The organism is Massilia suwonensis, assembly GCF_042655665.1.
GTDB classification, from domain to species: domain Bacteria; phylum Pseudomonadota; class Gammaproteobacteria; order Burkholderiales; family Burkholderiaceae_D; genus Telluria; species Telluria suwonensis.
Map to the genome: position 1 here is coordinate 82,266 of NZ_JBHSMR010000012.1, position 12,654 is coordinate 94,919.

The window sequence follows — 12,654 nt, forward strand, 5'->3', positions numbered from 1 at the left end:
TTTTTTTATGCCCTCGTCAGGGCTTACTTCTTGGCTGCGGCGCGCTTGGCGGCGGGCTTGGCAGCGGCTTTTTTCGCGGCCGGCTTGGCGGCGGCTTTGGCAGCCGGCTTCTTCGCCGTCTTCGCAGCCACGCCTGCGGCTGCGCCCCCGCCCTCGCCGCCCTCGGCATCGTTCGCCGCGGCCTTGCCTTTTGCTGCCGGCTTGGCCTTGCGCTCCTCGAACTCGAAGCTGATCTTGCCGTCCTTGGCGCGCGTCAGGAAGGCCTTGAACGGACGGCGCGTGCGCTGCGAAACGAAGCCCGGCAGCAGGTCGGTCTTGCCTTCGTTGAGGAGCTTGGCCATCTGCTCGGGCAGGATCTCCTGCTGCAGGATGATGCGGCCGCTGCGGAAATCGCAGGTCTTCGGCTTCGCCACGCTCTTCTCGCACACGTATGCCAGGCCCATCTCGTAGACGCCGCCGAAGCATTTCGGGCACGGTCCCAGCGCGGTCTGGCCGGTGAAGTCGACGCCTTCGCCCTCTTCGCCCTCGGCCTGGTCCTGGCCGAAGTCGAATTCGAGCTTGAAGTTGCCGATCTCCTCGTCGCGCACGATGCGCAGGATGGCGGCAAATGGACGCCCCATCTTCGAGCGGAAACCCTGCAGCGGACCGATGGTGCGTTTTTCCAGCAGCTCTTCGACCTCATTGATTTCGAACTGGCGGCTGCCCGGCGTCTTGCTCATCGAGAAGTCGCACTTGGTGCAGGCGAAACGGCGGTAGTTTTCCTTGACCACGCCGGCGCAGTTCGGGCACGGGGTGTTGAGGGTCGCGTACTCGCCCGGAATCGTGTCGTTGTCGTATTCCTTGGCGCGCTTTACGATGATCTGCGTCATTTGCGCAATCTCGCGCATGAACTCTTCGCGCGAAATCTTGCCCTTCTCCATCTGCGACAGCTTGTATTCCCATTCGCCGGTCAGTTCCGGCGCCGTGAGTTCGTTCACGCCCAGGCCGCGCAGCAGCGTCATCAGCTGCGATGCCTTGGCGGTGGGGATCAGCTCGCGTCCCTCGCGGATCAGGTATTTCTCGGTCAGCAGGCCCTCGATGATGGCCGCGCGCGTCGCCGGCGTGCCCAGGCCCTTGCCGGCCATGGCGTCGCGCAGCTCGTCCGAGTCGACCAGTTTACCCGCGCCTTCCATCGCCGACAGCAGCGTCGCTTCGCTGTAGCGTGCAGGCGGCTTGGTGACCAGGCCATTCGCTGTGATCTTGTCGGTCAGGACCTTCTCGCCCTTCGCCACCGGCACCAGCGTGGCGCCGTCCTTGTCGTCGCCCGTGGTGTCCTTGCCGTAGATGGCCAGCCAACCGGGGTTGGTCATGACTTTACCTTCGGTCTTGAACTGGTGGCCCGAGACTTCGGTGAAGCGGGTCGTGACCAGGAACTCGGCCGGCGGGAAGAACACGGCCATGAAGCGGCGCGTGACCAGGTCGTACAGCTTTTGTTCCGGCTCGGTCAGGTTCTTTGGCGCGACACCGGTCGGGATGATCGCGAAGTGGTCCGAGATCTTGGTATTGTCGAAGATGCGTTTATTCGGCTTGACCCAGCCGTTCTTGCTGATCTGCTTGGCGAACTGGTGGTAGTTGTGGTTCTCGGCCAGCGACTCCATCGTCGACTTGACGGTGGCAATGTAATCCTCCGGCAGGTGGCGCGAATCGGTACGCGGGTAGGTCAGGACCTTGTGCTTTTCGTACAAGGCCTGGGCCAGGCCGAGGGTGTTCTTGGCCGAGAAGCCGAAGCGGCCGTTGGCCTCGCGCTGCAAGGACGTCAGGTCGAACAGGGCCGGCGCCATCGAGGTGGTCGGCTTCGATTCCTCGGTGACGACGCCCTGCTTGCCGCGGCAGGCGGCGGCGATCGAGTCGGCAGCCGTCTTGCTCCACAGGCGCTCGGCGCGCTTCTCGGGGTCGTTCTCGTCCTTCTTGAAGTTCTGGTCGAGCCAGCGCCCTTCGTAGACGCCGGCGGCGCAGACGAATTCGGCGCGCACTTCCCAGTAGTCGCGCGGAACGAATTTTTTGATCTTTTCTTCGCGCTCGACCACGATCGACAGGGTCGGCGTCTGCACGCGGCCCACGGTCGTCAGGTAGAACCCGCCCTCCTTCGAGTTGAAGGCGGTCATGGCGCGGGTGCCGTTGATGCCGATCAGCCAGTCCGCTTCCGAGCGGCAGCGCGCGGCGTCGGCCAGCGGCAGCATCTCTTCGTCGCTGCGCAGCTGCTTGAAACCTTCGCGGATCGCGGTCGGCGTCATCGATTGCAGCCACAGGCGCTTGACGGGCTGCTTGGCCTTCGCGTTCTGCGCGATCAGGCGGAAGATCAGTTCCCCTTCGCGGCCCGCGTCACATGCGTTGATGAGGGTGGTGACGTCCTTGCGCTTGATCAGCTTATTCAGCACCTTCAGGCGCGACTCGGTCTTGGCGATCGGATTGAGCGCGAAGTAAGGCGGAATCATCGGCAGGTGGGTAAAGCTCCATTTGCCGCGCTTGACGTCGTATTCCTCGGGCACCGCGATTTCCAGCAGGTGGCCGACGGCGGACGACAGGATGTATTCGTCGTTTTCGAAATACTCATCGTGCTTGGTGAAGCCGCCCAGCGTCTTCGCGATGTCGTTCGCGACAGATGGCTTCTCGGCGATGATGAGGGTTTTGGTCATAGGGTTCTCGTCTTACTTATATATATGTTTGGCCTGCGCATCATACATGCTTTAGCGAAACGGTCAGCAACGCGACACGATCTAATGTCTTAGTAGTAACAGTCTTAAATGAGCGGCCAATGATAAGCGCGTTATCACGCTGTTCGCAAGTAGGCTCTGCACCTTCCTTGTGCGGCGCGCCATTCAACGCACGCTCGTGGCGCGTCCGCAACGCGAGCATTACAAGCATGCATATCGCATGATTGCTCAGTGACGGTGGGCGCTTTCCTACATCCTCGCCATCGGGATTCCGATACAAGCGGACCGGGTCGGCGCGCATGATCGGCTCTGTTGGCGCCCACGCGCCGTTTCAGGAGGATCGACCATGAGCGACAAACACAAGGGCATGGTGAACGAGCACGGCCGCAGCGTCCGGCGCGAAAAGATGGTGCCGGTGGCGCCGGAAAGCCAGCAGGGCAAATCGCCCGGCTCCGGCGCGGGCAACCGCCAGTCGGATGTGGGGCTCGGCACGCAGGCCGGCAAGATGCAGGCGACCGATGCCGGTTCGCGCGGCGGGCCGGGTTCGCAGAGCGGCGGACGCAGCGCACGCCAGCAGGCGCAGCGCATGCAGGCGCAGGCGGAAGCCGACCGCCTCGGCACGTCGATGCAGTCCGGCGCCGGCGGCCTTGAGCAGCGCCAGCATGCCGGCTCGCAGGAATCGAACCTGGGGGCGGGATCGCAGCAGTCGGCCGGCGCCGGCTCGGGCGGACGCGGCAATCCTGAGCAGCCGGGCTCGGATTACGGTGCGGGGCTGGCAGGCACGGACAAGAAGCGCTGACCTGTCCGGACCATTCTCGACGTAGCGAAGTGGAACGCAGTGTCTCAGTTCCGAAGTGCGCTGACGCCGTGGGGCAATAGTTTCACAGCAAGTGTGCAAATGAAAACTGCCGCATATGCGGCAGTTTTTTCTGAATCTGTGTTGATACTTAATGCAGCTGGCGTGGAATCTGTTCGTCGTCGGAGCCGAACAGATCGTCGAAGATCAGCGCGTCCGGTTCCTTGTTCTGGCTCCACATCATCATCAGCACGATGATCTTCAGCTTGCTCAGGGTGACAGGCGATTCGTCCACCGCGAGCGCGCGCTCGATGACGATTTCGCGCTGCAGCGGCGTGAGCAGCTTGGCGCTTTCGAGGAACTGGATGAAACCGATCGCGGCGCTGCCGAGCTCGTTGTATTCCTCGTCCACGTAGTAACGCGTGCCGGTGGAGGCGACCACGTCGGCCAGCTCTTCGCCCGCCATTTCAGTAAGACCCGTAAGCCAATCGATGGCTTCGCAAATCTCGAAGTCGTCGAAACCGACGGCGGAGAGTTTGCGTGCCAGTGCCGCCGGCTCGGGGCAGGCTTCGGGACGATAGTACGTCTCGTAGAGATAGACCAGGATGTCGAACATAGTGACGCTACTGTAGCAGCTAAGCTCGTACTGGTACAAGCTTGCTGCGTGCGTGCGCAGTCCGGGAAGAAATTTCGTCGTTTTTCGGCCTTATCGGTTCATATAGGCTTGTGAGTAATTATCGAAAACATGCGTCTTTTTAATATCCTATTCGCGACGCATTAAATATGTATTCTCTGCACTTTTCCGCCGGGAAGCCGTTCGATCATGCCGGCCATTTCAAGCGCCAATAAACCCATGCTTAATTGGCTGATGTTCGTATCGAGTCGTTCCAATAACTCGTCGACGTCGAGCGGCTCGTGTCCGAGTTGGGCGAGCAACTCAGTACACGCGGATTCGGTAGGTAAAGCATTTGTCGATGACGTTGCCGGCACCGATGCGAGCGGCGACACCTGCATCGCCTCCAGCACTTCCTTGACGGTTTCTACGAGACGCGCACCATCGCGTATCAGTTGATGACAACCCTTGGCCAGCGGCGCATGGATCGAGCCCGGCAAGGCGAACACCTCTCTGCCCTGTTCGGCGGCCACGCGCGCGGTAATGAGCGAACCCGATTGCGCGGCGGCTTCGATCACGAGCACGCCGCTCGACAAGCCGCTGATGATGCGATTGCGGCGCGGGAAGTTGCCGCTGGTGGGAGGCGTGCCGAGCGCATACTCGCTGACGATGCAGCCTTCGTTGGCGATGCGTTCGGCGAGTGCGCGATTGCGTGCCGGATAGAACAGGTCGGCGCCGGTGCCGACCACGGCAATCGTGGAGCCTGTGCCGCGCAGTGCGCCTTCATGCGCCGCGGCATCGATCCCCAACGCCAGGCCGGACACCACGCACACACCCGCATCGGACAGCGCACCGGCAAAGGCGCTTGCATTCGCCTTGCCCTGCACGGTGGCATTGCGGCTGCCGACGATCGCCAGCGCCGGACGCGCGAGCAGGTCGATGCGCCCTCTTATATAGAGCAGCAGCGGCGGATCGGGAATATTGGCAAGCGCTTGCGGATAGGCGACGTCGCCCAATGCCAGCACATGATGCGAAGGCGACGCGAGCCAGGCGAGCGTGGTGTCGATCAGCGTGCGCGTTGCCTGGGAAGGCGGTGCGTGCAGTGCGCGCGCCAGCGCGGGACCGAGGTGGGCGGCCAAGGCATCGTGGCCGGCCTGAAAGATGGCCCGCGGCGAACCGAAGGCCGCGAGCAGCTGGTGCGCAGTGCGCAGCCCCACCCCGCGTGCGCTTTCCAGGCGCAGCCAGTCGGTGAGGGATGCAATGCGGCTGGCGGGGGTGGGGTCCGTGTCCTGCACGGTGGATTTACTCCGGTGATTTCGCCACGTCGCCGACTTCCACCGGCGCCGTCACTTGCATGATCAGGCCGTAGGACACGCGCCCGAACACTCGGAAGATGAACAGGCTGCCATATTGTTCATCGGGAAGCTTCATCGTGGCCCGCTTCAATCCGAAGAATCCTTTATTCCCTTCCGGATCGGCGACCGTCTTCCCGAAATGATAGAGCTGCAAAACCGAGCCGACATCGAGTCCGTCAATCGAACCACGGTTGACAGTGACGACCTGGCTCTGCCCGGCGTAGGTGACGCCCGAATAAATCGACATCACGCGCGCATCGATATTGGCTTGCGGCGCATGCGGCACATAGTTGCGCACGGCCGGCGGCGGCGTCGGGATCAGGCGGTCGCCGACGCCCATCTCGCTGACCGAGCTCGAGACCGTCATGGTGTGCACGTCGACGCCGGGCCCGGCCGCCTTGACCAGTTTTACGGTGCCGACATAGGCGGCCTCGTACGCCAGCACGGCGCCGGTCTGCGGATCCTTCAAGGCGGTGCCGGGACGGAACACCTGGAATTCGGTCGCGCCCTGCAAACCGCCGCGCACGTAGACGCGGTCGCCCGTGCCCAGATACAGGTGGCCTTCCTGCGAGGCGGCGATGCGCGGCGCGCTGGCCAGCGCATCCTGTTCGATCACGAGCGGCTGGGTCAGGTAGGGTTCGATCGCGCCGGCGGGAATCGCGTCGATCGCGCCGCGCTCCAGGCCTTCGCTGCGCACCTGGGGCGACAGGCGCAGCAGGGGCGCATCGCTGCCGTCGTCGCCGCTGCCCGGCTTGTTCAGCGAGAGGCGGCCGCGCGCCCGGTCGAAGTAGACGATCTGGCCGGGATAAATCCAGTGCGGATTGCGGATTTCTTCACGGTTCATGCCCCAAACCTGGGGCCAGCACCAGGGATGCTCGAGAAAGGCGCCCGAAATATCCCACAGGGTATCGCCCTTGACGACGCGGTGCTGGTCCGGCACATTCGGTTTGAAGCTGCATTCGGCAGCCTGGACAGGGCCGGCGAAGGCACACGCGACGAGCGCCGCGCAAGCAGCGCGGGTCACGACTGTGCTAAAATTTTTCATTGAAGACGTCCGTAAAATGCGGCATTGACAACGGAATTGCTGGCTGTGCCAATCGCTCGGCCAGCCACGGCGCAAGAGACAGAAGGCTCGCACTCCCAAACCGCACTGGCGGATCTAAAAGAGTTGCCCAACTGAATCAAATTCTGCACACAAATCCTTGAACTAGCAAGACAAACCGTGTCCTGCTCCCCTGGCCATGTGTTGCATTCCTGCCCCTGCACCCCGATCTGCCGTCTGTCTAACCATCCCCCTTATAAAACTACTATTACTGAACACGCTGATATGGCCCTCCTGAAGATCCTGCGCTATCCCGATCCACGCCTGCACAAGATTGCCGCGCCCGTTACCGAATTCGGCGAGCGCCTGGCCAAGCTGGTGGCCGACATGGCCGAGACCATGTACGACGCCCCGGGCGTCGGCCTGGCCGCGACCCAGGTCGACGTGCACGAGCGCGTGGTCGTGATCGACGTGACCGAGACGCACGACAACCTGATCGTGTTCGTCAATCCGGAAATCACCTGGGCCAGCGAAGAAAAGCAGGTCTACGACGAAGGCTGCCTGTCGGTACCGGGCATCTACGACGGCGTCGAACGTCCCGCACGTGTAAAAGTGCGCGCCCAGGATGCAAGAGGCGAGTTCTTCGAGATCGAGTGCGACGGCTTGCTGGCCGTCTGCATCCAGCACGAGATGGATCACCTGATGGGCAAGGTGTTCGTCGAATACCTGTCGCCCTTGAAGCGCAACCGCATCAAGGCCAAGCTGCAGAAGGAAGAGCGCGGCATGGAACGCGAAGCGGCCCTGAAAGCCGCCGGCCGCCGCTACTAAGGCGGCGCGCATGAAAGTCGTCTTCGCCGGTACGCCGGAGTTTGCCGCCTGCGCCCTGCGCGCCCTGATCGACGCCGGTTTCACGATCCCCCTCGTGCTGACCCAGCCCGACCGCCCGGCCGGGCGCGGCATGCAATTGCAGGCGTCCGCCGTCAAACAGGTCGCACTGGAACATGGCATCGAGGTGCTGCAGCCGCTGTCGCTGCGCATGGACGCCAAGGATCCGCAGCGCGCCGCCGAAGCACAGGCGGCCCATGAGCGCCTGGTTTCCCTCGACTACGACGTGATGGTGGTGGCCGCCTACGGCCTGATCCTGCCGCGCAGCACGCTCGACATCGCGCCCTGCATTAACATCCACGGCTCGCTGCTGCCGCGCTGGCGCGGCGCCGCGCCGATCCACCGCGCGATCGAAAGCGGCGATGCCGAGACTGGCGTGACCATCATGGGCATGGAAGAAGGCCTGGATACCGGACCGATGATGCTGATCGAGCGCATCGCCATCGAGGACGCCGACACCACCGGCAGCCTGCACGACAAGCTGGCCGCGCTGGGCGCGTCGATGATCGTCGAGGCTCTGCATCGCTTGGAACGAGGCGAATTGCCGGCCACGCCGCAGCCGGAAGAAGGCGTGACTTATGCGGCCAAGATCAGCAAGGACGAGGCGAAGCTCGATTTCAGCCTTCCCGCGCTCGAGCTGTGGCGCAGGGTGCGCGCGTTTAACCCTTTCCCCGGAGCGCAAGGCACGGTGAACGGAACCGCCATCAAGATCTGGAACGCGGAGTTGGCCGAAGGTAGCGGCCAGCCAGGGCAGGTGCTGGCGGCGGATGCGCAAGGCATCGTGGTCGCCTGCGGCACTGGTGCGCTGCGTGTGCTGCAGCTGCAAAAGCCAGGCGGCAAGCGACTTGCGGCAGGGGAATTCCTGAAGAGTTTTCCGCTGCAGGGCCTGCGCTTCGAGTAAATCGTAGGGTGGGCGCCCCGTGCCCACCAGCCCGCCTCGATCAAGCACCCACAAATAAAAACGCGCCCATTTGGGCGCGCTGCAAGCTGTGACGCTTTTTAGTTACCGTCGACTTCCAGGGCGCGCTGGGCATCCATGTGCTCACGCAAGACCTGGTTGATGCGAGTCTGGTAACCTGGACCGGCTGCCTTGAACCAGTCCAGCATGTCGACGTCGAGGCGGATCGTCACGATCTGCTTGGCGCCGCTTGGCGCTGCTTTTGGCTCTACTGCTGGCATGTGGCTCTGCAGCGAAGGCTGGTCCCAATCGGGTTCATACTCTTTGTTCATGCTATCCATCCCGTGTTAATACGTGCCGTGGGTCTTCACGGCGCATATTTATATTGTCGTCCCTGTATGTATCCATGAAATTACAAAACAGGCGGGTTTTGTAACGTCGTGTAACAAGCGGATGCATAAACACATAACGATACAATCTGCGCCGACTGGCCCGGCGCCGGCGGGAAGACTCGGCATTGACGTATAATTTCAGACCGCCCTTCCCGTGCAGGTACTCTTGCACGCCTCTCGAAAGTGAACGATGACTGCCCCGAAAACGTCCCCCTCCCCGATCGAAACCCAGCTGCGCGCGATCCTGTCGCGCCGCATCATGATCCTGGATGGCGCCATGGGCACGATCATCCAGCAGTACAAGCTCGACGAAGCCGCCTACCGCGGCGGGCCGAACGGCCGCTTCGCCGACTTCGCCGCGCCGCAAGACAGCGGCACGCGCGAACTCTTCGTCAAAGGCAATAACGAACTGCTGACGCTGACCCAGCCGCAGGTGATCCAGGAAATCCACGAGCGCTACCTCGCGGCCGGCGCCGACCTGATCGAAACGAATACCTTCGGGGCCACCAGCGTCGCCCAGGACGACTACCACATGGGCCACCTGGCCTATGAGATGAACGTGGAAGCGGCAAAACTGGCGCGCGCCGCCTGCGACAAGTACACGAGCGCCGACAAACCGCGCTTCGTCGCCGGCGCCCTCGGTCCGACCCCGAAGACGGCTTCGATCTCGCCCGACGTCAATGACCCGGCGGCGCGCAACATCACCTTCGACCAGCTCGTCGCGAGCTACCACGAGCAGGTGCGCGGCCTGGTCGACGGCGGCGTCGACGTGCTGCTGGTCGAAACGATCTTCGATACCCTGAACTGCAAGGCGGCCCTGTTCGCGATCGACCTGTACTTCGACGAGCATCCGGAGCAGGTCCGCAAACCGATCATGATCTCGGGTACCGTGACCGACGCTTCGGGCCGCATCCTGTCGGGCCAGACCGTGCCTGCCTTCTGGAATTCGGTGCGTCATGCCAAGCCGCTGACCATCGGCCTGAACTGCGCGCTGGGTGCGGCGCTGATGCGCCCGTACGCCGAGGAGCTGTCGCAGATCGCCGATACCTTTGTCTGCATCTACCCGAACGCCGGCCTGCCCAACCCGATGAGCGACACCGGCTTCGACGAACTGCCGGCCGATACCTCGGCCCTGCTGCGCGAATTCGCCGACGCCGGTTTCGTGAACATCGCCGGCGGCTGCTGCGGCACCACGCCCGAGCACATCGCGGCCATCTCCGAATTGCTCTCGACCGCCAAGCCGCGCGCCGTGCCGGAGATCCCGACGGCGCTGCGCCTGTCGGGCCTGGAGCCGTTCACGGTCGACGAATCCTCGCTGTTCGTGAACGTCGGCGAGCGCACCAACGTCACCGGTTCGAAAGCCTTTGCGCGCATGATCCTGAACGAGCAGTTCGACGAGGCGCTGTCGGTGGCGCGCCAGCAGGTGGAGAACGGCGCCCAGGTCATCGACATCAACATGGACGAGGCGATGCTGGACTCGCAGGCGGCCATGACGCGCTTCCTGAACCTGATCGCGTCCGAGCCGGACATCTCGCGCGTGCCGATCATGATCGACTCCTCGAAGTGGTCGGTCATCGAAGCGGGCCTGAAGTGCGTGCAAGGTAAAGCCATCGTCAACTCGATCTCGATGAAGGAAGGCGAAGCGGAGTTCATTCGCCAGGCCGGCCTGTGCCGCCGCTACGGCGCCGCGGTCATCGTCATGGCTTTCGACGAGCAGGGCCAGGCCGATACCTTCGAACGCAAGATCGAAATCTGCGAGCGCGCCTACAAGGTGCTGACCGAGCAGGTTGGCTTCCCGCCGGAAGACATCATCTTCGACCCGAACATCTTTGCGATCGCGACCGGCATCGAAGAGCACAACAACTACGCCGTCGATTTTATTAACGCCACGCGCTGGATCCGCCAGAACCTGCCGCATGCGAAGGTCTCGGGCGGCGTCTCCAACGTCTCGTTCTCCTTCCGCGGCAACGACCCGGCGCGCGAAGCCATCCACACCGTGTTCCTGTACCACGCGATCCAGGCCGGCATGACCATGGGTATCGTCAACGCCGGCATGGTCGGCGTGTATGACGACCTGCCCGCCGAACTGCGCGAGCGCGTCGAAGACGTGGTGCTGAACCGCCGCGAGGACGCGACCGAACGCATGATCGAATTCGCCGGCAGTTTAAAAGCGGGCGGCGGCAAGCAGGAACAGAACCTGGAATGGCGCAACGGCCCGGTCGAGAAGCGCCTGGCGCACGCGCTGGTGCACGGCATCACGCAGTGGATCGTCGAGGATACCGAGGAAGCGCGCCAGGCCGTCGCTAGCGCGAACGGCCGCCCGATCCACGTGATCGAAGGCCCGCTGATGGACGGCATGAACATCGTCGGCGACCTGTTCGGACAGGGCAAGATGTTCCTGCCGCAGGTCGTGAAATCGGCGCGCGTGATGAAGCAGGCCGTGGCCCACCTGATCCCCTTCATCGAAGAGGAAAAGGCGCGCGAAGAAGAACGCACCGGCATCGTCGCCAAGCCGAAGGGCAAGATCGTGGTCGCCACCGTGAAAGGCGACGTGCACGACATCGGCAAGAACATCGTCTCGGTGGTCCTGCAGTGTAATAACTTCGAGATCGTGAACATGGGCGTGATGGTGCCCTGCTCCGACATCCTGGCGAAAGCCAAGGAAGAGAACGCGGACATCGTGGGTCTATCCGGCCTGATCACGCCGTCTCTCGAAGAGATGGCCCACGTCGCGCGCGAGATGCAGCGCGACCCGTGGTTCCGCGAGCGCCAGATCCCGCTGCTGATCGGCGGCGCCACTACCAGCCGCGCCCACACGGCCGTGAAAATCGCGCCGCACTACGACGGCCCGGTGGTCTACGTGCCGGACGCCTCGCGCTCGGTTTCGGTCGGCCAGTCGCTGCTGACGGAAGAATCGCGCGCCCAGTACATGGCCGAGATCAAGCTCGATTACGAACGCATCCGCGAGCAGCACGCCAACAAGAAAGCGCTGCCGACGCTGTCGCTGGCGGACGCGCGCGCCAACAAGGCGGAGCTGGACTTCGCGCCTGTAAAACCGAAGTTCATCGGCCGCCGCGTATTCAAGAATGTCGAGCTCTCCACGCTGGCGCGCTACATCGACTGGGGCCCGTTCTTCCAGACCTGGGACCTGGCCGGTCCCTTCCCTGCCATCCTGACCGACGAGGTCGTCGGCGAGGCGGCGTCGAAGGTCTTCGAAGAGGGCCAGGCGATGCTGAAGAAGATCATCGAAGGCCGCTGGCTCACCGCCAACGGCGCGATCGCGCTGCTGCCGGCGAACAGCGTGCGCGACGACGACATCGAGATCTACACGGACGAATCGCGCGAAAAAGTCGCCTTCACCTGGCACGGCCTGCGCCAGCAGGGCGTCAAGCCTGTCGTCGACGGCGTGCAGCGTCCGAACCAGTGCCTGGCCGATTTCATCGCGCCGAAGGAGTCGGGCGTGGCGGATTACATCGGCATGTTCGCGGTCACCGCCGGTCTGGGCATCGAGAAATACGAGCAGCGTTTCGAAGCTGCGCACGACGACTATTCGTCGATCATGCTGAAGGCCCTGGCCGACCGCCTGGCCGAAGCCTTTGCCGAGTACCTGCACGAGCGCGTGCGTACCGACCTGTGGGGCTATGCGGCCAACGAGGACCTGAGCAATGCGGACCTGATCGCCGAGCAGTACGCCGGCATCCGCCCGGCGCCGGGCTACCCGGCCTGCCCGGAGCACACGGTCAAGAAGGAGCTGTTCGAGACCCTGCAGGCCGAGGAGATCGGCATGCAGCTGACCGAGTCGTACGCGATGTATCCGGGCGCCGCGGTGTCGGGCTTCTATTTCGCGCACCCGGAGTCGAAGTACTTCGTGGTCGGGAAGATCGGTGACGACCAGGTTACTGATATGGCCGAGCGCCGCGGGATGGACAAGGCCGAGGTGGAGCGTCACCTGGCGCCGAACCTGTCGTAACACGTGCATG

General features: G+C 63.3%; 9 protein-coding genes. 4 read left to right on the forward strand and 5 right to left on the reverse strand.

All coding sequences use genetic code 11. The features are described from left to right. Positions 1 to 23: 23 nt before the first annotated feature. Positions 24 to 2,675 carry a DNA topoisomerase III gene (locus ACFPQ5_RS07590; RefSeq protein ID WP_379753027.1) on the reverse strand — a complete coding sequence of 884 codons (2,652 nt, stop codon included), beginning with the start codon at positions 2,673 to 2,675 and terminating at the stop codon, positions 24 to 26. 364 nt (positions 2,676 to 3,039) lie between these two features. Between ACFPQ5_RS07590 and ACFPQ5_RS07595 the strand changes: the two genes are divergently transcribed. After that, positions 3,040 to 3,492, forward strand: a complete 453-nt coding sequence (locus ACFPQ5_RS07595) for a hypothetical protein (RefSeq protein WP_379753030.1) — start codon at positions 3,040 to 3,042, stop codon at positions 3,490 to 3,492. A gap of 148 nt (positions 3,493 to 3,640) precedes the next feature. Here the strand turns inward: ACFPQ5_RS07595 and ACFPQ5_RS07600 are convergent, their stop codons facing one another. The 3 genes from ACFPQ5_RS07600 to ACFPQ5_RS07610 all read right to left on the reverse strand — a co-directional run bounded on the left by ACFPQ5_RS07600 (position 3,641) and on the right by ACFPQ5_RS07610 (position 6,502). After that, positions 3,641 to 4,105, reverse strand: coding sequence for a Smg family protein (locus ACFPQ5_RS07600; RefSeq protein WP_136223162.1), 465 nt, complete (start codon positions 4,103 to 4,105; stop codon positions 3,641 to 3,643). 161 nt (positions 4,106 to 4,266) lie between these two features. Beyond that, positions 4,267 to 5,397, reverse strand: a complete 1,131-nt coding sequence (dprA, locus tag ACFPQ5_RS07605; protein WP_379753033.1) for a DNA-processing protein DprA — start codon at positions 5,395 to 5,397, stop codon at positions 4,267 to 4,269. 7 nt (positions 5,398 to 5,404) lie between these two features. Next, entirely contained in the window at positions 5,405 to 6,502 is a 1,098-nt protein-coding gene (locus ACFPQ5_RS07610) for a LysM peptidoglycan-binding domain-containing protein (protein ID WP_379753036.1), read from the reverse strand. 282 nt (positions 6,503 to 6,784) lie between these two features. On the opposite strand from ACFPQ5_RS07610, the gene def reads away from it, so the two are divergent. Beyond that, a complete protein-coding gene (def, locus tag ACFPQ5_RS07615; RefSeq protein ID WP_379753039.1) occupies positions 6,785 to 7,327 on the forward strand; it encodes a peptide deformylase in 543 nt (180 codons plus the stop codon). Between the two features lie 10 nt (positions 7,328 to 7,337). After that, positions 7,338 to 8,285, forward strand: a complete 948-nt coding sequence (gene fmt, locus ACFPQ5_RS07620; protein ID WP_379753042.1) for a methionyl-tRNA formyltransferase — start codon at positions 7,338 to 7,340, stop codon at positions 8,283 to 8,285. A gap of 98 nt (positions 8,286 to 8,383) precedes the next feature. Here the strand turns inward: fmt and ACFPQ5_RS07625 are convergent, their stop codons facing one another. Further along, the gene (locus tag ACFPQ5_RS07625; RefSeq protein ID WP_465263126.1) at positions 8,384 to 8,614 is read right to left on the reverse strand and encodes a BrnA antitoxin family protein; all 231 of its coding nucleotides are present in this window, start codon (positions 8,612 to 8,614) and stop codon (positions 8,384 to 8,386) included. A 250-nt stretch (positions 8,615 to 8,864) separates the two neighbouring features. Between ACFPQ5_RS07625 and metH the strand changes: the two genes are divergently transcribed. Then, positions 8,865 to 12,644, forward strand: coding sequence for a methionine synthase (gene metH / locus ACFPQ5_RS07630; RefSeq protein ID WP_379753046.1), 3,780 nt, complete (start codon positions 8,865 to 8,867; stop codon positions 12,642 to 12,644). Positions 12,645 to 12,654 lie beyond the last annotated feature (10 nt).

Excerpts from the sequence above, each read along its gene's own strand:
- ACFPQ5_RS07590 (WP_379753027.1), bottom strand. The coding sequence starts at position 2,675 with ATGACCAAAACCCTCATCATCGCCGAGAAGCCATCTGTCGCGAACGAC.
- ACFPQ5_RS07595 (WP_379753030.1), top strand. The coding sequence starts at position 3,040 with ATGAGCGACAAACACAAGGGCATGGTGAACGAGCACGGCCGCAGCGTC.
- ACFPQ5_RS07625 (WP_465263126.1), bottom strand. The coding sequence starts at position 8,614 with ATGAACAAAGAGTATGAACCCGATTGGGACCAGCCTTCGCTGCAGAGC.
- def (WP_379753039.1), top strand. The coding sequence starts at position 6,785 with ATGGCCCTCCTGAAGATCCTGCGCTATCCCGATCCACGCCTGCACAAG.
- ACFPQ5_RS07600 (WP_136223162.1), bottom strand. The coding sequence starts at position 4,105 with ATGTTCGACATCCTGGTCTATCTCTACGAGACGTACTATCGTCCCGAA.
- ACFPQ5_RS07610 (WP_379753036.1), bottom strand. The coding sequence starts at position 6,502 with ATGAAAAATTTTAGCACAGTCGTGACCCGCGCTGCTTGCGCGGCGCTC.
- fmt (WP_379753042.1), top strand. The coding sequence starts at position 7,338 with ATGAAAGTCGTCTTCGCCGGTACGCCGGAGTTTGCCGCCTGCGCCCTG.
- metH (WP_379753046.1), top strand. The coding sequence starts at position 8,865 with ATGACTGCCCCGAAAACGTCCCCCTCCCCGATCGAAACCCAGCTGCGC.